The 19,486-nt window shown below is 62.9% G+C and carries 19 protein-coding genes; 15 read left to right on the top strand and 4 right to left on the bottom strand.

Translation table 11 applies throughout. The annotated features are described in order from the left end of the window. The first annotated feature begins 131 nt into the window (after positions 1 to 131). Positions 132 to 704 carry an acyl carrier protein phosphodiesterase gene (locus JFV30_RS00590; RefSeq protein WP_201121518.1) on the top strand — a complete coding sequence of 191 codons (573 nt, stop codon included), beginning with the start codon at positions 132 to 134 and terminating at the stop codon, positions 702 to 704. Here the strand turns inward: JFV30_RS00590 and JFV30_RS00585 are convergent. Both JFV30_RS00585 and olsB read right to left on the bottom strand, forming a co-directional pair. Further along, a complete protein-coding gene (locus JFV30_RS00585) occupies positions 701 to 1,495 on the bottom strand; it encodes a lysophospholipid acyltransferase family protein (protein ID WP_201121517.1) in 795 nt (264 codons plus the stop codon). The genes JFV30_RS00590 and JFV30_RS00585 overlap by 4 nt on opposite strands. After that, positions 1,495 to 2,250: an L-ornithine N(alpha)-acyltransferase gene (gene olsB, locus JFV30_RS00580; protein WP_010176659.1), complete on the bottom strand. Its 756-nt coding sequence runs from the start codon at positions 2,248 to 2,250 to the stop codon at positions 1,495 to 1,497. The genes JFV30_RS00585 and olsB overlap by 1 nt, the downstream gene beginning before the upstream one ends. A 1,027-nt stretch (positions 2,251 to 3,277) precedes the next feature. On the opposite strand from olsB, the gene JFV30_RS00575 reads away from it, so the two are divergent. The 8 genes from JFV30_RS00575 (at position 3,278) to JFV30_RS00540 (ending at position 11,431) form a co-directional block, all read left to right on the top strand. Further along, positions 3,278 to 4,357 carry a serine hydrolase domain-containing protein gene (locus JFV30_RS00575; RefSeq protein ID WP_201121516.1) on the top strand — a complete coding sequence of 360 codons (1,080 nt, stop codon included), beginning with the start codon at positions 3,278 to 3,280 and terminating at the stop codon, positions 4,355 to 4,357. After that, positions 4,354 to 4,668: an amidase gene (locus tag JFV30_RS00570; RefSeq protein WP_201121515.1), complete on the top strand. Its 315-nt coding sequence runs from the start codon at positions 4,354 to 4,356 to the stop codon at positions 4,666 to 4,668. Before JFV30_RS00575 ends, JFV30_RS00570 begins: the two co-directional genes overlap by 4 nt. A 108-nt stretch (positions 4,669 to 4,776) precedes the next feature. Next, positions 4,777 to 5,952, top strand: coding sequence for a M20 aminoacylase family protein (locus JFV30_RS00565; protein WP_201121514.1), 1,176 nt, complete (start codon positions 4,777 to 4,779; stop codon positions 5,950 to 5,952). A gap of 56 nt (positions 5,953 to 6,008) precedes the next feature. Then, entirely contained in the window at positions 6,009 to 7,319 is a 1,311-nt protein-coding gene (locus JFV30_RS00560; RefSeq protein WP_169387278.1) for a citrate-proton symporter, read from the top strand. After that, entirely contained in the window at positions 7,316 to 8,758 is a 1,443-nt protein-coding gene (locus JFV30_RS00555; RefSeq protein ID WP_201121513.1) for an amidase, read from the top strand. Before JFV30_RS00560 ends, JFV30_RS00555 begins: the two co-directional genes overlap by 4 nt. 64 nt (positions 8,759 to 8,822) lie before the next feature. After that, complete coding sequence (locus JFV30_RS00550; RefSeq protein WP_010176651.1) at positions 8,823 to 9,593, top strand: helix-turn-helix domain-containing protein; 771 nt, start codon at positions 8,823 to 8,825, stop codon at positions 9,591 to 9,593. Between the two features lie 97 nt (positions 9,594 to 9,690). Beyond that, the gene (locus JFV30_RS00545; protein WP_201121512.1) at positions 9,691 to 10,272 is read left to right on the top strand and encodes a YceI family protein; all 582 of its coding nucleotides are present in this window, start codon (positions 9,691 to 9,693) and stop codon (positions 10,270 to 10,272) included. Position 10,273: 1 nt separating this feature from the next. After that, positions 10,274 to 11,431: a phospholipase D-like domain-containing protein gene (locus JFV30_RS00540; RefSeq protein ID WP_201121511.1), complete on the top strand. Its 1,158-nt coding sequence runs from the start codon at positions 10,274 to 10,276 to the stop codon at positions 11,429 to 11,431. A 162-nt stretch (positions 11,432 to 11,593) separates the two neighbouring features. Here the strand turns inward: JFV30_RS00540 and bglX are convergent, their stop codons facing one another. After that, positions 11,594 to 13,885, bottom strand: coding sequence for a beta-glucosidase BglX (bglX, locus tag JFV30_RS00535; RefSeq protein WP_201121510.1), 2,292 nt, complete (start codon positions 13,883 to 13,885; stop codon positions 11,594 to 11,596). Positions 13,886 to 14,099: 214 nt separating this feature from the next. On the opposite strand from bglX, the gene JFV30_RS00530 reads away from it, so the two are divergent. From JFV30_RS00530 to JFV30_RS00515, 4 genes are read left to right on the top strand one after another with little or no spacing between them, the layout of a single operon-like run. Then, the gene (locus JFV30_RS00530; RefSeq protein WP_010176647.1) at positions 14,100 to 14,708 is read left to right on the top strand and encodes a LemA family protein; all 609 of its coding nucleotides are present in this window, start codon (positions 14,100 to 14,102) and stop codon (positions 14,706 to 14,708) included. Then, positions 14,708 to 15,439, top strand: coding sequence for a TPM domain-containing protein (locus JFV30_RS00525; RefSeq protein WP_201121509.1), 732 nt, complete (start codon positions 14,708 to 14,710; stop codon positions 15,437 to 15,439). Before JFV30_RS00530 ends, JFV30_RS00525 begins: the two co-directional genes overlap by 1 nt. 28 nt (positions 15,440 to 15,467) lie before the next feature. Beyond that, positions 15,468 to 16,085 carry a TPM domain-containing protein gene (locus JFV30_RS00520; protein ID WP_010176645.1) on the top strand — a complete coding sequence of 206 codons (618 nt, stop codon included), beginning with the start codon at positions 15,468 to 15,470 and terminating at the stop codon, positions 16,083 to 16,085. A gap of 41 nt (positions 16,086 to 16,126) precedes the next feature. Beyond that, on the top strand, positions 16,127 to 17,344 hold the full coding sequence (locus JFV30_RS00515) for a class I SAM-dependent methyltransferase (RefSeq protein WP_201121508.1): 1,218 nt from the start codon (positions 16,127 to 16,129) through the stop codon (positions 17,342 to 17,344). Between the two features lie 106 nt (positions 17,345 to 17,450). Here the strand turns inward: JFV30_RS00515 and JFV30_RS00510 are convergent, their stop codons facing one another. After that, positions 17,451 to 18,350, bottom strand: coding sequence for a DMT family transporter (locus tag JFV30_RS00510; RefSeq protein WP_010176643.1), 900 nt, complete (start codon positions 18,348 to 18,350; stop codon positions 17,451 to 17,453). A gap of 188 nt (positions 18,351 to 18,538) precedes the next feature. Between JFV30_RS00510 and JFV30_RS00505 the strand changes: the two genes are divergently transcribed. Next, a complete protein-coding gene (locus tag JFV30_RS00505) occupies positions 18,539 to 19,120 on the top strand; it encodes a DJ-1/PfpI family protein (RefSeq protein ID WP_201121507.1) in 582 nt (193 codons plus the stop codon). A 16-nt stretch (positions 19,121 to 19,136) separates the two neighbouring features. After that, on the top strand, positions 19,137 to 19,454 hold the full coding sequence (locus JFV30_RS00500) for a ribbon-helix-helix domain-containing protein (RefSeq protein WP_169387283.1): 318 nt from the start codon (positions 19,137 to 19,139) through the stop codon (positions 19,452 to 19,454). The last annotated feature ends 32 nt before the right edge of the window (positions 19,455 to 19,486 follow it).

Here is a 19,486-nt window from a genome sequence, read left to right as displayed (position 1 = left end):
CGTTATATCGCGATGAGGCGAACCTTAAATCGTTATATCCCGATATACCAATATGATTTTGGTCTTAAACCAGATTAAATCGGTATATCGGGTTATAACGATGCGTTGACGGCAGTGCTAGACTGCGCGCCATGAATTATCTCGCACATCTGCACCTGGGCGGCCAACTTCCTGCTCAATTGCTCGGCAGCCTGTATGGCGACTTCGTTAAAGGTCGCCTGCAAGGCCAGTTCAGCCCGCAAATCGAGTCGGCGATTCAGTTGCACCGCTCAATCGATCGCTACACCGACAGCCACCCGCTGATAGGGGAGGCCCTGTCGCGCTTCACCCTCACCCGACGCCGCTACGCCGGGATCGTCCTCGATGTGTTTTTCGACCACTGCCTGGCGCGGGATTGGGCGTTGTATGCCGATCAACCGCTGGAGCGCTTTACCTCCCGGGTTTATCGAGTGCTCGCCGAAGAACCGGCGTTGCCGGGGCGGCTGGCGCAGATTGCGCCGTATATGGCGGCGGATGACTGGCTGGGTTCATACCGCGAGTTCGCGGTGATGGAACAGGTGTTGGCGGGAATCGGCCGGCGCCTGACACGGCCCGAAGAACTGGGCCATGCCATGCAGGAATTGCGCGCGCTGTATGAGCCGTTGAGCGAGGATTTCCGGGTGTTTTACCCGCAGTTGCAGGTGTTTGCCGCGCAACACATCTAGGCTGCGGCCAGAGTTCCGGCACGCCGCGGTTCTGCCGGCTGCACCACTTCACCGAACAACGCTTTCTGCACCGCCTGCTGCGCCTGGAACGCCAGCGCCGCACGTTCCTGCCCGGCGCAGGCAATCGGCTTGAGCAGATGGATTTCCACATCGCCCTGGTCATTGCCAAACAACCGCATCAGGTGCGAGAGCAAATCATCGTCGCCCACAAACGGAGCCAGCGGGTCGATGTTGCCATCGCGCAGGTAACGAATCGCCACCGGTTGCAGCGACACATCGGCATCAATCGCACTGGCCAATAACCGCCCGTGGAATGTACGCAACGTTCGGCCATCGGTGGTGGTGCCTTCGGGGAACATCAACAGCGGGTGTTTTTGTTCCAGGTGGCGGGTCATCTGCTTGCGGATCAACTGGCTGTCACCCGAACCACGGCGGATAAACAGGCTGCCGGCCTTGGCTGCCAACCACCCCGCCACGGGCCAGGTACGCACCTCGGCCTTGGACAGGAACGACATCGGCGCCACCATCCCCAGCAACGGGATATCGGTCCATGACACGTGGTTGCTGACCCACAGCATCGACTGCTGTGGCAACTCACCGTGAACGGTCACGCGAAAGGGCAGGGCGTTGGTCAGCCGTGCCATGAAAAACCGCGACCAGCGCTGCCGGCGCACCATCGAGTTGGCCACGCCCAGTCGCTCAAACACCCCAAACACACTGGCCATGCTCAAACCCAGGGCCACCACCACCAGCACGCGGGCGATCCGCCCGTACACCCGAAGGCGGCTCATCACATGGCTGCCTTGAAGTGGCGGGCATAACGCGGGCACAGCTCGTCGCGTTTGAGCAGGATAAACACGTCGGCCACCTGGAAGTCCTCGTCCCAGCACGGCTCGCCGCAAATCTTCGCCCCCAGGCGCATATAGGCCTTGAGCAGGGGCGGCATTTCTGCGATCACGTTGGACGGCAGGTCCAATGCCGGCAGCGGCTTCTTCGGCTCGGCCCGCAGGTGTTCGTTGCACAGGTAGCGTTCGCGCAGGCGCTGCATGATCGCATGGGCCTGGATGCCGCCGTCGTGCATCGGGATGCTCGCGCAGCCCATCAGGTAGCTGTAGCCGCCCTGGTTGAGCACTTCGGCCAATTCGCCCCACAACACCGCGATGGTGCCGCCGTTGCGGTAGGCCGGGTCGACGCAGGTGCGGCCGATCTCCAGGATCGGGCCTTTGAGGTGCAGCAGGCCGTGGAGGCTGAATTCTTCTTCGCTGTAGAAGCGGCCCAGGGTGCTGGCGGCCTGGTGGTCGAGCAAACGGGTGGTGGCGACGAGTCGACCGCTGTTCAAATCCCGCACGCCGATGTGGCTGCAGTGAACATCATAGTCATCCATGTCCAGGCCCAGTTCCGCGCCTTTCAGCTTGGCGTTGAATTCGCCGCTGAACACGTTGAACCGCAGGGCTTGGGCTTCCTGCAAAGCCTGGGCGCCGATCAGGCGTTCGGCTTGCAGGCGGCGTTCATTGCCGGTGTCGCTGATGCGGGCGATCTGAGTCATGGCGAGTCTCCGAGTGCCGGCCAGGGTTGCGGCCGGTCGACTTGTTTGTGCCAACTCAGGCTATGTACGGCCGGTGTCATCTCCATGAAGTTACGGTGACGCTTAGATGACAGGCGTTTCGGTTGGGGATCGCGGGGTACATATCCGTTATTTAGGTAACGGCCGCTTATGGTTTCGCTCTTACAGCGACTCACTTTGGAAAAGCCCCAAAGTAAGCAAAGGGCTCTGCCCCGCCTGTCGGCACCTCGCCTAGGCTCGGTGTTCCCTCACTCCGGCGATGCTCCGCGGGCCGCCGCGATGGGCCATCCTTGGCCCAGCGCGGCTAAACCGGCGTCCTGCCGGTTTACCCGCTCCGCACCACCTGCGTTCGGCCTCGGGCTTATTGGGGCAGTCAGATCAAGATCAAAAGCAAGAGCACAGCGGCCTACAGGCCGGCTTGAGTGGTAGAAGCCAGATCAAAAGCCAAAGCAGAGCCGCTTTTCTGTAGGAGCCGGCTTGCCGGCGAAAAACCTGAGGTCGCCGCGTTGAATCAGGATGCCCGCGTCATCGTTAACGACTATCGCCGGCAAGCCAGCTCCTACAGGGGATCGTGCCCGCTTTAGATTTTGATTTTGCTTTTGCCTTTGCTTCACACCACTCAAGCCGGCCTGTAGGCCGCTGTGCTGTTGATCTGCTTTTGATCTTGATCTTAGGCGCCCCGTTAAACCACGCTGGCCGAACGCAGGTAGTACGGAGCGGGTAAACCGGCAGGACGCCGGTTTAGCCGCGACGGGGCAGGGACGCCCCGTCGCGGCGGCCCGCGGAGTAATGCCGGAGAGAGGGCACACCGAGCCTAGGCGAGGTGCCGAGTGGTGGGGCAAGAGCGTTTTGCTTACTTTTGCGCTGTTCAAAAGTGAGCCGCCGTAAGGGCGGAACCCATTTCAGCAACGCCCAAAAAACGGATATGTACTCACCCCCAAGGCCCCGTAACAAAACCGTCATTTCCCTCCGCTAGCCTCGCGGGCTTGAATGCCCGAGTCCCAAGCCCATGTTCAAAGGCCTGCTCTACGCCGCGCTGCTGTTCACCCTGACGGCCCACGCCGAAACCTGGCCGTCCAAAGACTGGACCCAAGGCGAGCAACTCACCGGTCCCGCCGCTCAGGCCCTGGATGACTACGCTTTCCCGCCCCGCGACGACACCACCCGCAAAGGCATCCGCACCGACGCCTTGCTGGTCATCCGCGACGGCCAAATCATCTACGAACGCTACGCCGCGCCCACCACCGCGAGCACCCCGCACCTGACCTGGTCCATCAGCAAGAGCCTGATGGCCACTGTGCTCGGCGTGGCCTTCGGCGAAAACCGCTTCAAACTCACCGACCCCGCCGCGCGCTTTTACCCGCCGATGAAGCAACACCCCAGCGTAACAATGGCCGACCTGTTGCACTGGGCCTCGGGCCTCGACTGGCAGGAAGACTACGAATACGCCCCGCTGAAATCCTCGGTGGTGGCCATGCTCTACACCCGCGGCCGCCACGACATGGCCGAGTTCACCGCCGACACCGGCACCTTCAGCGCCCCCGGCCAGGCGTTCCGTTATTCCAGCGGCGACAGCAACCTGCTGTCCGCTACCCTAAAGGGCATGCTCGGCCACAAGGCCTACGTCGACTACCCGTGGACGGCACTGTTCCAGCCGTTGGGCATCCGCAACGCCACCTGGGAAAGCGACGCCGACGAAACCTTCGTTGCCTCCTCATACGCCTACCTCACCGCCCGCGACCTGGCGCGCGTCGGCCTGTTGATGCAGCGCGACGGTCGCTGGGGCGATCAACAGGTGCTGCCCAAGGAGTGGGTCGCGTTCAACCGCCAGCCGTTCGATAAGTACAAGCCGGGCCAGGACGAAGCCGTTCCGGGCGGCCAATGGTGGCTCAACCGCGAGGTGCAAGGTGCCGCCAGACCCTGGCCGGATGCGCCCGCCGACACCTTCGCGGCCCTCGGTCACTGGGGCCAGGCGCTCTACGTGATGCCTGAGAAACAGCTGGTGATCGTGCGCTACGGCGATGATCGCGACGGCAGCTATCGGCACAATGAACTCCTCAAGCGCGTCCTCGCGGCGGTGCAACCATGATCCGCCGTCGTCCCTTCAGCAGCCTGTTGGTTCTGCTGCTGCTCGCGTTGCTCGGCTGGGTCTGGCACGAGCGGGTCAACCTGCAAGCCTTCCCCGACATCATCGCGGCCTACACCGCCAAGGAGTACTGCTCGTGCCGGTACGTGGAAGGCAATCCCGCTGATTATTGCGTGGGGTATGTGAAGCAATACGTGCCCACCAGCGCCTTCGCCGATAATCCGGAAAAACACTCGGTGACCGCCAGCGGCCTGGGCCGCACCCACAGTGCCCAGTGGCTGGGCCAACGCGAGGGCTGCCGCCTCACGCCCTGAGGTTCCACAGGGTGGAACCACCTTTGATTGTCCTCCTGCGCGCATCGCGGTTATCTGGCGGTGTGCAACGAAAAAGAACGGGAACACCCGCCTGCGAGGAGAATCACCATGAGCCCACACCAGCACATCCTGGATTGGCTGAGCGATGTCGCCAGCGACCTGCACGCCGTGCGTCAGGACATTCACGCCCATCCCGAACTGGGCTTTGAAGAAAACCGCACCTCCGCCCTCGTGGCGCACTCCCTGCGAAACTGGGGCTATGAAGTGCACACCGGCATCGGCCAGACCGGCGTGGTCGGTGTGCTGCGCAATGGCAGCAGTTCACGCAAGCTGGGCATCCGTGCCGACATGGACGCGTTGCCGATCATCGAAAACACCGGCGCCAGCTACAGCAGCCAACACGCCGGCTGCATGCACGCCTGCGGTCACGACGGCCACACCACCATGCTGCTGGGCGCCGCCCGTTACCTGGCCGCGACCCGTCAGTTCGACGGCACCCTGAACCTGATTTTCCAGCCTGCCGAAGAAGGCCAGGGCGGCGCCGAGGCCATGCTTGCCGACGGCCTGCTGGAGCGTTTTCCCTGCGATGCATTGTTCGGCATGCACAACATGCCGGGCTTGCCTGCCGGCCATCTGGGGCTGCGGGTGGGGCCGATGATGGCCTCCCAGGACCTGCTCACCGTGACCCTCGAAGGCGTCGGCGGTCACGGTTCCATGCCGCACCTGACGGTAGACCCGCTGGTGGCTGCCGCCAGTATGGTCATGGCGTTGCAGACCGTGGTGGCGCGCAATATCAATGCCCAGGAAGCCGCCGTAGTCACCGTCGGTGCCCTGCAAGCGGGCCAGGCGGCCAACGTGATTCCCCAGCAGGCGCTGTTGCGCCTGAGCCTGCGCGCCCTGGACGCAAGTGTGCGTGAACTGATGCTGGAGCGGGTCAAGGCGATCATCCTGACCCAGGCCGCGAGTTTCGGGTGCACCGCGCAGATCGAACATCGGCCGGCGTATCCGGTGCTGGTCAATCATCCCGAAGAAACCGAATTCGCCCGCCAGGTCGGTGTCGCCTTGCTCGGTGAAGATGCCGTCGACGGCAACACCCACAAGCTGATGGGCAGCGAAGACTTCGCCTGGATGCTGCAACGCTGCCCCGGCAGTTACCTGTTTATCGGCAATGGTGTTTCGCGGCCGATGGTCCACAACCCCGCCTATGACTTCAACGACGACATCCTGCTGACCGGCGCCGCCTACTGGGGCGCGCTGGCCGAGAGCTGGCTCAAGCCTGCCTGACGACCTCTTTTTTCTGCCGCTGGACCCTTTCCCAACAGGTTGAATGGAGTGTTCCCATGCAGGCTACAAAACAAGGTGTATCGCGCACCCGCCAGGTGGTGGCGGCCGTGATCGGCAATGCGCTCGAATGGTATGACTTCATCGTCTACGGCTTTCTCGCCAGCATCATCGCCCGGCAGTTTTTCCCCTCGGAGGACGAATACGCCTCGCTGCTGATGGCCTTGGCGACCTTTGGCGTCGGCTTCTTCATGCGCCCGGTGGGCGGGATTCTGCTGGGCATGTATTCGGACCGCAAAGGTCGCAAGGCCGCGATGCAGTTGATCATCCGGCTGATGACCATTTCCATCGCGCTGATCGCGTTTGCTCCCAGCTACGCCGCCATCGGCATGGGCGCGCCGATGCTGATCGTGGTTGCGCGCATGCTCCAGGGCTTTGCCACGGGCGGCGAATATGCCAGCGCCACGGCGTTCCTGGTGGAAAGCGCGCCGGCCCATCGCAAGGGCCTGTACGGCTCCTGGCAGTTGGTGGGGCAGTGCCTGGCGGTGTTTGGCGGGGCGGCGATGGTGGCGTTGGTGACGCACTTCTTCGAACCGCAAACCCTTGAAGTGTGGGGCTGGCGCCTGCCGTTCATCTTCGGCTTGCTGATCGGCCCGGTGGGCTTGTGGATCCGTCGGCACATGGAAGATCCCGAAGAATTTATCGAGGCGCGCAAACAGGCCAAAGGCGCGGCGCCGAGCTTGATGGAGGTGATCCGCGATCACCGCCGCAGCATCCTCGTGTCGATGGGCCTGGCCTGTGGCGCGACGGTGTCGTTCTACGTGGTGCTGGTGAACATGCCGACCTTCGCCCACAAGAATCTTGGCCTGCCGCTGGACCAGGTGTTGATGGTGCAGATGTTCGCCGTGGCGCTGATGACCGTGGTGATTCCGCTGTCCGGCCTGCTGTCGGATCGGCTGGGGCGGCGCCCGGTATTGATGGCGTTCACCCTGGCGTTTTTTGTGATGGTGTACCCGCTGTATGTGTGGGTCGCGGCGGCACCGTCCATCGAGCGTTTGCTGGTGATGCAGGTGATGCTGTGCACCGCCATCGGCGGGTTTTTCGGCCCGGCGCCGACGGCCCTGGCCGAGCAGTTTCCCATCGAAGTACGTTCCACTGGGGTGTCGGTGGCCTACAACGTGGCGGTGATGGTGTTCGGCGGTTTTGCGCCGCTGATCGTCACCTGGCTCAGCAAGGTGCTGGGCACACCGGTAGCTCCGGCGTTTTATGTGCTGTTCGCTTGCGTCCTGACGCTGCTGGGCACTTACTGCATGCATGAGGCGCCACGGGCGAAACGACCGGCGCCGTTTTCCAGCGAGGTGAAACCTTGAGTATTGTTGAACTGGATGCCATCGAACTGTCTCGGGCGATCCATGCGCGGCAGGTGTCCTGCCATGAAGTGATGCAGGCGTACCTGGCCCAGGTCGAGCGCTTCAACCCGGCGGTGAATGCGCTGGTCTCGCTGCGCTCCGATGAGGAGGTGCTGGCCGAAGCGGTGCAGCGCGACCGGGAGCTGGACCAGGGCCAATCCCGTGGCTGGATGCACGGCATGCCCCAGGCGATCAAGGATCTGGCGGCCACCAAGGGGTTGCGCACCACCCTCGGTTCGCCGTTGTTTGCCGAGCACATGCCTCAATACGATGCGATCAGCGTGGCACGGGTTCGGGACAGCGGCGCGATCATCATCGGCAAGAGCAACGTGCCGGAGTTCGGCCTGGGTTCGCAGACCTACAACAGCGTGTTCGGCACCACCGGCAACGCCTACGACCCACGCCTGGTGGCCGGTGGCAGCAGCGGCGGGGCGGCAGTCGCGTTGGCCCTGCGCATGCTGCCGGTGGCCGATGGCAGCGACATGATGGGCTCGCTGCGTAACCCGGCGGCGTTCAATAACGTGTTTGGCCTGCGTCCGTCACTGGGCCGTGTGCCTTATGGGCCGGCGCCGGAACTGTTCATCCAGCAACTGGGCACCGAAGGCCCGATGGGCCGCAGTGTGGCGGACGTGGCGCGGCTGCTGAGTGTGCAGGCCGGCTACGACCCTCGGGTGCCGCTGTCGCTCAAGGAGGATCCGGCGGTGTTCGGTGAGCCGTTGCAGCGCGATTTCAAGGGCGCACGGCTTGGCTGGTTGGGGGACTACAACGGTTATCTGCCGATGGAAGACGGCGTGATGAGCCTGTGTGAGTCGGCCCTCAAGGACTTTGCGGCGCTGGGCTGCGAGGTGGAAAACTGCCAGCCGGAATTCTCCCTGGAACGTCTGTGGCAGACCTGGCTGACGCACCGCCATTGGCTGATCCAGGGCTCCCTCGGCGCAGCCTACGCCGACCCGCAAAAACGTGCGCTGCTCAAGCCCGAAGCGCAATGGGAAGTGCAGGGCGGTCTGCAACTGAGCGCGGCCGATGTCTACCAGGCTTCTGTCAACCGCAGTGACTGGTACCGCGCCCTCGGCAAACTGTTCGAACGTTACGACTTCCTGTTGCTGCCCACCGCCCAAGTGTTCCCTTTCGATGCACAACAACCCTGGCCGCGCATTGTCGCAGGGCGCGAGATGGACACCTATCACCGCTGGATGGAGGTGGTGATCGGTCCCACACTGGCCGGCCTGCCGAGCATGAGTGTGCCGGTGGGTTTCAACCCCCAGGGCTTGCCCATGGGCCTGCAAATCATCGGCCCGGCCCAGGCGGACAGGGCGGTGTTGCAGCTGGCGTACGCCCACGAACAACTGACCCGCTGGGTGCAGCGACGACCGCCCGCGTGCCTCGCCCCGACCGGCTGAGCCGCGACGGGCCTGTATCTTGCTGTGAAATCAGATCATCCATTGGCCTCAAGGAGATCGACACATGGGCAGCGACGCCGAGACGGGAACCGTACGCTCAGTGGGGCGGGCACTGGCGATCATCGAATTGCTCGGCGAGCACCAGGCGCTGGGGCTGGAAGAGTTGCATTACCTGACCCGCCTGCCCAAGGCCACCGTCTCGCGGATGCTGCTGACCTTGCAGGAGCAGGGCTGGATCTATCGCGGCCTGAGCGACCGGCGTTACCGCCTGCGGGCCCGACGCCTGTTTGGCGACACCCAGCAACGCTTCAAGCGCCAGTTGGTGGAAAGTGCTGCGCCCTGGTTGCTGGACCTCAGCGAGCGCACCGGCCTGGTGGTGGACCTGTCGAGCTTCGACGGTGAACGCCTGGAGGTGATGGAAAGCGCGATCCCCACGGTGCTGCGCAAGCTCTACCCGAACAACTGCCAGATCGTCGGCCAGCACGCCAGCCTGTTTCACTCGGCCATGGGCAAGGCGTGCCTGTCGCAATTGTCGGCGGATGAAGTGCAGCGCCTGGCCGGTCGTGAGCGGGTGGCAGAAGACGACCAATACCGGGCGTGTGAACAGTCCCAGCACCAAGGGTTTGGCCAGCGCACCGAGGGCTACTGGGAATACCCGGTGCGCTTGCCGTTCCTGATTCGCGCCGTGGCCTTGCCGGTGCGGGCCAACGGGCGATTGGTGGGCAGCATGGCGCTGCATTGGCCGATGGATCAGGCTCCGGTGGAGCGGGTGTTGAGCCTGCACCTGGCCAGCCTGGAGTCGACCATTCGCGATGTGCAGCAGGCGTTGGCCTGAAATACAGCTCCCACACAAGCCAGCTCCCACATTGAATTTGCGCCGCTCGTTACATTGCGCTTAAGGTTCGTGCAGGTTTTTTGCCCCACGAGTCTTTATGTCCCTGTTCAAACCCATGGCCTTCCTGCTGCTGGCCGCTGCCACCGTGCCTGCCCACGCCGACTGGTACCTGGACAACGAGTCCTCGCGCCTGTCGTTCGTCACCACCAAAAACACCGACATTGCCGAAGTGCAGCGCTTCCTGGTGCTGCACGGCAAGGTCGACAGCAAGGGCGCGGCGCAGCTGGAAGTCGAACTGGAGTCGATCAACAGCGGCATCCCGCTGCGGGATGAGCGCATGCGCAATGACCTGTTCGAGATCAAGTCCTTCCCCGACGCCGTGATCAACGCGCAGATCAACCTGCAACCCATCAACGACCTGGCCCCCGGCGCGCAATACGAGCTGCGCCTGCCGCTGTCGGTGACGTTGCACGGTAAGACCCAAACCTATAGCGCCGAGTTGTTGGCCACGCGCCTGGATGACCGGCGCTTTCAAGTGGTGACCCTGGAGCCGTTGGTGGTGCACGCCGAGGATTTCGATTTGCTGCCGGGCGTAGCCGCTTTGCGCAAGGCCGCCGGGCTGTCGCAGATCAGCCTGTCGGTGCCGGTGGGTGCGGTACTGATTTTCACGGCGCGCTGACATGAGCGGCGCAGTGTTCCCGTGGCGCAGCGCCAACCGTTTCGAGTTGATGATCGACGGTCCGAGTTTCTTTCCGCGCATGCTGGAAGGCATCGCCCAGGCCGAGCAACAGGTTGCGCTGGAGCTGTATCTGGTGGAAGCAGGGGCGTGTGCCGAGGCGATGGTTCAGGCGCTGGTCGCTGCCGCTGAGCGGGGCGTGCGGGTGCGTTGCCTGTTCGATGACTACGGCAGTCTGGCCTTTACCCTGGGCCTGCGTCGGCGGTTGGTCGAGGCCGGGGTGGACCTGCGTTTCTACAACCGCCTGAGCTGGCGCCGCTGGATGCGCAACCTCTATCGGGACCACCGCAAGCTGTTGCTGATCGACCAGACCATCGCTGTGGTCGGCGGCACGGGTGTGACGGATGAATTCTGGACGCCCGGGGAAGACACCGCCGACTGGCACGAAGTGATGGTGCAAATCCGCGGCCCGCTGGTGCTGGATTGGCAGGCGTTGTTTGATCGCCAATGGCTGGCCAATGATGATCGTCGGGCGTGGAAACCGGCCACGCATTTTGGCCTGCCACGCTTGCCCAAGGTGCCGGCCACCGGGCCGGGGTTGGGGCGTGTGGCCTACGCCGACGCCCGCCAGCACCGGGATATTTTGCAATCGCTGATCCGCGCGCTGAACAGCGGCCACCGGCGTATCTGGCTGGCCACGCCGTATTTCCTGCCGACCTGGAGCGTTCGCCGGGCCCTGCGCCGGGCGGCGGGGCGCGGGGTGGATGTGCGCTTGCTGCTGACCGGGCCGCGCACCGATCACCCGTCGGTGCGGTATGCCGGGCACCGTTACTACCCGCGCCTGCTCAAGTCGGGGGTGCGGATTTTCGAGTATCAGCCGTGCTTCCTGCACCTGAAGATGGTGCTGGTGGACGATTGGGTGAGCATCGGCTCGTGCAACTTCGACCACTGGAATTTGCGCTTCAACCTGGAGGCAAATCTGGAAGCGCTGGACCCGGAGCTGACGCTGGCGGTGGCGGGGAGTTTCGAGCGGGACTTTGCCCAAAGCCAGGCGGTGAGCCTGGAGGCGTGGCAATCGCGGCCCTTGTGGCGGCGGGTGAAACAGCGGGTGTGGGGGTGGATTGACCGGTTGGTGGTTAACCTGCTGGACCGCCGCGGATAGCCAGACCAACCGATACAAATGTGGGAGCTGGCTTGTGTGGGAGCTGGCTTGCCTGCGATGCAGACACCTCGGTACTTCAGATGCACCGAGGTGATGCAATCGCGGGCAAGCCCGGCTCCCACACAAGCCAGCTCCCACACTGACCGCGTTTACAGCTTTAGATCAGAGCAGTTCGAAGCTCTGCTGCTTCACATCCTGGGAATCCAGCCCAATCTGCACATTGAACTCGCCCGGCTCAGCCGCGAATTTCAGCTGGGTGTTGTAGAACTTCAAGTCTTCCTCGGTGATGGTGAAGTGCACCGCGCGCTCTTCGCCCGCCTTGAGCATGATCTTCTGGAAGTTCTTCAATTCCTTCACCGGGCGGATCATCGAGCCGGCCACGTCCTGGATGTACAACTGCACCACGGTCTCGCCGTCGACCTTGCCGGTGTTTTTCACCACCACGGTGGCGTCGAGCTTGCCGGACTTGTTCAGGGTGGTGGACGACAGCGCCATGTCCGACAGGCTGAAGCTGGTGTAGCTCAAACCATAACCAAACGGAAACAGCGGCCCGGTGGTGTCATCGAAGTACTGCGAGGTGTAGTTGCCCGGCTTGCCCGGGGTGAACGGCCGGCCAATGCTCAGGTGGTTGTAGTAGGTCGGAATCTGCCCCACCGAACGCGGGAAGGTGATGGGCAGCTTGCCCGACGGGTTGTAGTCGCCGAACAGCACGTCTGCGATTGCGTTGCCGCCTTCGGTACCGGCGAACCAGGTTTCCAGGATCGCGTCAGCTTGTTCGTTCTCGTCGACAATCGACAGCGGACGACCGTTCATCAAGACCAGCACCAGCGGTTTGCCGGTGGCTTTCAGCGCCTTGATCAGGTCGCGCTGGCTTTGCGGGATGTTCAGGTCGGTACGGCTCGATGATTCGTGGGACATGCCACGGGACTCGCCCACGGCCGCCACGACCACGTCGGCGTCTTTGGCGGCTTTCACCGCTTCATCGATCATCGCCTGGGACGAGCGCGTGTCATCCACCACTTCCGGGGCATCGAAGTTCAGGAAATTGAGGTAATCGACCACTTTCTTGTCGTTGGTGATGTTGGCGCCACGGGCGTAGATCACTTTGCCTTTTTCACCGATCACGGCGTTCAGGCCGTCCAGCAGGGTCACCGATTGCGCGGGTTTGCCGGCAGCGGCCCAACTGCCCATCATGTCGATCGGCGCCTTGGCCAGCGGGCCGACCAGGGCGATGGTCGCGGTCTTTTTCAGTGGCAGGGTGTTGTTCTGGTTTTTCAGCAGCACCAGGCTGCGGCGCGCTACGTCACGGGCATCGCTGCGGTGCAGGCGGCTTTCGGCGTAAGTGTCGGCCGGGTCATCCTCGGCCTTGCCGATGCGCAGGTACGGGTCGGCGAACAGGCCCATGTCGTACTTGGCGCCGAGCACTTCGCGCACGGCGTTGTCGATGTCGCTCTGTTCGATCTCGCCGGACTTCAGCAGGCCGGGCAACTCCTTGCCGTAGAGCGAGTCGTTCATGCTCATGTCGATGCCGGCCTTGATCGCCAGCTTGGCGGCTTCACGCCCGTCCTTGGCCACGCCGTGCTTGATCAGCTCGAAGATCGCGCCATGGTCGCTGACGGCCAGGCCCTTGAAGCCCCAGTCCTTGCGCAGCAGGTCGTTCATCAGCCAGGTGTTGGCCGTGGCAGGCACGCCGTTGATCGAGTTCAGCGCAACCATCACGCCGCCGGCACCGGCCTTGATCGCCGCGTGGTAGGGCGGCAGGTAGTCCTGGTACATCTTGACCGGGCTCATGTCGACGACGTTGTAGTCGCGACCGCCTTCCACCGCGCCATACAGGGCGAAGTGCTTGACGCTGGCCATGATGCTGTCGGCCTTGGCGGGGCTGCTGCCCTGGAACGCCTTGACCATCACCTCGGCAATGCGCGAAGTCAGGTAGGTGTCTTCGCCAAACCCTTCGGAGGTACGGCCCCAGCGCGGGTCGCGGGAGATGTCGACCATCGGTGCAAAGGTAATGTCGAGGCTGTCGGCGGCGGCTTCCTGGGCAGCGATGCGCCCGGAGCGGCCAATGGCGTCCATGTCCCAGCTGGAGGCCAGGGCCAGGCTGATCGGGAAAATCGTGCGGTGGCCGTGGATCACGTCATAGGCGAAGAACATCGGGATCTTCAGCCGGCTGCGCATGGCCGCGTCCTGCATCGGACGGTTTTCCGGGCGGGTGATCGAGTTGAAGGTACCGCCGATGCGACCGGCGGCGATTTCCTTGCGGATCAGCTCACGGGGCATTTCGGGGCCGATGCTGATCAGGCGCAATTGGCCGATCTTTTCATCGAGGGTCATCTGCTTGAGCAGATCGCTGACGAAGGCGTCTTTGTCCTTGAGTACTGCGGGCTTTGTTTCGGCAAATACGGAGTGAGTGGCCAAACTGACAACAAGGCCCAGCAAACACAGCTTCTTCATGAAAATCCTTTCTCGCAGCCTCGGGACCGGAGAGCGTCTATTGTTGTTCGGGTGTTGTTCAGATAAATGCAGCACACTTCTGAACTCTTATTGGCGCTGGGCATCTTTTAGCTGATTGGCTCGATGCAATCCAGTGGGTGGTGGCGGATTATGCCCTAAGCCCGTAGCTAACGCGTCAGTCGGTATATTTCATAGGTTTGGCAGGAGAAACACCATGCAAGCAGCACAAGGTTACCGCTGGGGCTGGAAGGCCGTGGCATTGATACTGGTGAGCACCGTGCTGAGCGGTTGCGGCATCAACAAGATCCCGACCCTGGACGAACAGGCCAAGGCCGCCTGGGCCCAGGTGCAGAACCAGTACCAGCGGCGCGCCGACCTGATCCCCAACCTGGTGGAAGTGGTGAAGGGCTACGCCGCCCATGAACAGGACACCCTGACCGCCGTGATCGAAGCGCGGGCCAAGGCCACCTCGATCCAGGTGGACGCCAGCACCCTCGACAACCCGGAAAAACTCAAGCAGTTCCAGCAAGCCCAGGACGGCTTGAGCGGTGCACTCAGCCGCTTGATGGTGGTGTCCGAGCGCTACCCGGACCTGAAGGCCAACCAGAACTTCCTGGCCCTGCAGTCCCAGCTTGAAGGCACCGAAAACCGCATCAGCGTGGCCCGCCGCGACTTTATCCAGGCGGTGCAGGCCTACAACACCGAGATTCGCACCTTCCCCGGCCGCCTGTGGCACAGCGTGATGTACAGCGACTTGCCGATCCGCGCCAACTTCGAGGCCACCAGTGCCGATGCCGATAAAGCGCCGCAAGTGAAATTCTGATGGGCAAGCGCGCTTGGCTGCTGGCGGCGGTGCTGCTGGCCTTCAGCCTGACTGCCCAGGCCGCCCTGAATTTCCCGGCCCTGACCGGACGGGTGGTCGACAACGCCCAGATGATCGACCCGGCCGTGCGCGCGCAGCTGACCCAGCAATTGCAGGCTTTGGAGCAGACCAGCGGCGACCAGCTCGTGGTGGTCACCGTGCCGGACCTGCAAGGCGTGCCCATTGAAGACTTCGGTTATCAACTGGGCCGCGCCTGGGGCATCGGCCAGAAGGGCAAGGACAACGGCGCCCTGCTGATCGTCGCCCGGGATGAGCGCAAGATCCGTATCGAAGTGGGTTACGGCCTCGAAGGCGTACTCACCGACGCGCAGTCCTGGGTGATCATCAACCAGGTGATTGCCCCGGCGTTCAAGGCGGGCAACTACAGCAAGGGCATCAGCGACGGTGTGGCGGCGATGCTGCAGGTGGTGGGCGGCGATCCGCTGGCGGTGCCGGCGCATGTGTCCGAGGCCAACTTCGCCACGCAAAACCCTGGTATTTCCTTCGGCCTGTTTATCCTGCTGCTGGCGGTGTTGTGGCTGTGCAATCGCATGGGCCTGCCCGTTGGCGCTATCCTGCTGGCGATTCTCAGCAGCAGTGGCCGTGGCGGCGGGGGAGGCGGCGGTGGCGGTGGTGGTTTCAGGGGCGGCGGCGGTGGTTTTGGCGGCGGTGGCGCCTCGGGCGGCTGGTAATGACAATAACTAGAGAGCATCAACAACCATGGCATTACTGAGTCAACACGAGCAACGCCAGGTCGCCGAGGCGATCGCCCGGGTCGAGCAACAGACCGACGCCGAACTGGTGACCGTGCTTGCGGCCCGCGCCGACGACTACGCCTACATCCCGCTGTTGTGGGCCAGCCTGCTGGCGCTGGTGGTGCCGGGGATCATTCACTATGTGTCGGGCTGGTTGAGCATGTACACCTTGCTGCTGGCGCAATGGGGCACGTTTGTCGTGCTGTGCCTGGTGTTCCGGTTGCCCAGGGTCACCACGCGGCTGATCCCGCGTTCTGTGCGGCATTGGCGTGCGTCCAACCTGGCGCGCCGGCAGTTCCTGGAGCAGCACCTGCACCACACGCTGGGCAGTACCGGAGTGCTGATCTTTGTCAGCGAGGCGGAGCGGTATGTGGAAATCCTGGTGGACAAGGGCATTTCCAGTCGCCTGGATGACAGCAGTTGGGATGTGATCGTCAAGGACTTCACCCGCCAGGTGAAGCAAGGCCAGACGTTGGCCGGGTTTATCAGCTGCATTGAAGCCTGTGGGGCGCTGCTCAAGGAGCACGTACCGGTGACCCACGCACGGAATGAGTTGCCGAACCGGTTGGTGGTGTTGGAGTAGTGTAAAATTCCCGGCATTCCCTGCCCGAGGCGTTTTTGTTCATGTCTGCCACCGCTAAACCTGCCAGCCCCGCGCCGGATCATCACGCGCAGTTCCTCGAACTGCTGAGTGCGAGCCTTGAGCAAAACGCCTTTATCAAGCTGGTGCTGGCCAAGTACGTCGGCACCGAGCCTGACCTGCAGAAGCTGATCATCAAGCAACTGACGGTCAAGGATCAGCCTTGCCTGTCCTTCGTCTACCGCTACAAGACCCGCGACATCACCAAGAACTTCTCCCTGGCTGACGGCGTGGCGGCGATCGCCGAGCTGTTGCCCGCGTCGTTCAAGAACGCGCACCTGCTCTCGGTGACCGACGAAGCCCAGCTGGAATACAGCAAGAAGAACAAAAGCTCGCTGTTCAAGAGCAAGCCGCAACAACTGCGGGAAGCGCCGTCTGCGGAGCACAACCGCGAGAAGAATCGCTTCCTGGACCTTACGCGGCCCTTTCTTGCTGACCTTGGCGTGACCAACGCCAAGCATGAGCTGATCCCGGCGATGTCGCGCAAGTGGAAGCAGATCAACAAGTTCATCGAAGTGTTCAGCCATGCGCTGACCACGTCACCGTTGAAGCTGGACCAGCCGGTGCGGGTCGCGGACTTTGGCTCGGGCAAGGGCTACCTGACCTTCGCCATCCACGATTACCTGCGCAACACCCTCAATGCCGAGGGCGAAGTGACCGGCGTGGAATTGCGCGAAGACATGGTGACCCTGTGCAACAACGCCGCCGCCCGCCTGGACCACCCGGGGCTGGTGTTCAAGTGCGGTGATGTGCGCAGCGTCGCGCCCAGCGAACTGGACGTGATGATTGCCCTGCATGCCTGCGACATCGCCACCGACTACGCGATTCACACCGGCATCCGCTCCGGCGCGTCGATCATCATGTGCTCGCCGTGCTGCCATAAGCAGATTCGCCTGCAGATTCAGAGCCCGGCGCTGCTCAAACCGATGCTGCAATACGGCCTGCACCTGGGCCAGCAGGCGGAAATGGTCACCGACAGTTTGCGGGCATTGTTCCTCGAAGCCTGTGGCTACGAGACCAAGGTGTTTGAGTTCATCTCGTTGGAACACACCAACAAGAACAAGATGATCCTCGCGGTGAAACGTGCCGAGCCGGTAGACCCGGCGCAGTTGCTGGTGAAAATCCAGGAGCTGAAGGCGTTTTACACCATCACCGAGCACTGCCTGGAAACCCTGCTGCGGGCGGACGGTTACCTGGCCTGAGAACGACGCTGACCAAAATGTGGGAGCTGGCTTGCCTGCGATGCAGGCACCTCGGTGTATCAGGTAAAGCGGGGTGATGCTATCGCAGGCAAGCCAGCTCCTACAGTTAGACTGTACTGGCCTTGGGAGCTGGCGCAGGTTTCACACTGGTCTTGCGCCCCAACATCACCGTCACAATCACCCCACAGGCAAACAGCCAGGTAATCGGCTCGATGTGCTCACCAAAAAACAGCGCCGAAAACGCGATGGTGAAAAAGATCTGCAGCAGCTGAATCTGGCTGACCCGGGCGATGCCACCCATGGCCAGCCCGGCGTACCACGCAAAGAATCCCAGGAACTGCGAAAACAGCGAGACATAACCAAACGCCCACCAGGTGTGCATGGAAATCGGCCCTTGGTGTTGCAGTGCCAGGTACGCCACCGGCCCGATCAACACTGGCGTCGACAGCACCAGCGCCCAGCAGATCACCTGCCAGCCGCCCATCTCCTTGGCCAACCGGCCGCCTTCGGCATAACCCAGCCCGCCCACGGCAATCGCGCCGAGCATCAACAGGTCGCCCGCCTGGATACTGCCGGCCCCGGTGATCAACGCATAACTCAGCACCAGCGCGCTGCCCAGCGCCGCACAGGCCCAGAAGGCTTTTGACGGCCGCTCATGGGACAGCCACGCCGCATACAGCGCCACGCACAGCGGCTGCAAGCCGTTGACCAGTGCACCATGGGACGCCGGCAAGGTTTGCATGGCCCAGGCCGACAGCACCGGGAAACCCAGGATCACCCCGGCAATCACCAGCGTCAGCCCGCGCACCTGGCGCCAGGTGGGCCAGCGCTCACGGCGCCACAGCAACAACGCCGCCGCCGGCACCGCCGCAAACAACGCCCGGCCCAGGCCATTGAGCAGCGGATGGATTTCCTGCACCACGATACGGGTGAAGGGCAGGGTAAGGCTGAAGATGATGACGCCCAGCAGGCCGAGGGCCATGCCGGTATTTTCGCGGGAGCTCATGGAAGGAACCAGGGTCGAATGGGCCGGAAGTGGACGTTCATCTAGCCACAAAGCCCGAAAAACGCGGGCCTACAGCTGGGTGCGGATTTATCCGTACAGTTGTAGTAGCGGGCCATTACCCGGCCCGGCGGCACAGGTCTATCTTGGCTACTCTTGTCTGCCCAACCGTTCAACCGGAGGAATGTCCCATGGCCGCGAAAAAAATCCTGATGCTGGTCGGCGATTACGTCGAAGACTATGAAGTGATGGTGCCGTTCCAGGCGCTGTTGATGGTGGGGCATACCGTGCACGCCGTGTGCCCGGACAAGACCGCCGGCCAGACCGTGCGCACGGCGATCCACGACTTCGAAGGCGACCAGACCTACAGCGAAAAGCCCGGGCACCTGTTCGCCTTGAATGCCGACTTCGCCAAGGTCGACGCCGCCGACTACGACGCGCTGCTGGTGCCCGGTGGCCGTGCCCCCGAGTACTTGCGCCTGAACGAAAAAGTCCTGCAACTGGTGAAGGCATTCGACCGGGCTGGCAAGCCCATCGCTGCGGTGTGCCACGGCGCGCAACTGCTGGCGGCCGCCGGCATCCTGGAAGGCCGTGAGTGCAGTGCCTATCCTGCGTGCGGGCCTGAAGTGCGATTGGCGGGTGGTACGTTCATCGATATCCCGGTGACCGACAGCCACGTTCAAGGCAATCTGGTAACTGCCCCGGCGTGGCCGGCGCACCCAAGCTGGCTGGCGGGTTTCCTCGGCCTGCTGGGCACCAGAATTACCCTGTAACCCGGAGGTCATCGCCATGTGCGAGCTGTACGTCAAGGCCGACCCGATTCTGTACGAGTCCCGCTCGCGCTCCCTGCGCATCTGTGGCGTGGTGACCACCGTGCGCCTGGAAAACCAGTTCTGGGACATCCTCAGTGAAATCGCCGAGGTGGATGGCATGACCACCAATCAACTGATCGCCAAGTTGTATGAGGAGGTGATGGATTATCGCGGCGAAGTGGTGAATTTCGCTTCGTTCTTGCGGGTGAGTTGCACGCGGTATTTGAGCCGGCAGCGGGTTCATGCGCCAGAGCTCAGCCTTGTTAATACACGAGGTGGCGCGCAGAAGATCTAAATGTGGGAGCGGGCTTGCTGTGGTGAGGGGGC

The sequence above is a fragment of the Pseudomonas sp. TH32 genome, assembly GCF_016650855.1.
Classification (GTDB): Bacteria; Pseudomonadota; Gammaproteobacteria; order Pseudomonadales; family Pseudomonadaceae; genus Aquipseudomonas.
Note: the sequence above shows the minus strand (reverse complement) of the source record. Positions and strands in the feature narration are given on the sequence as shown.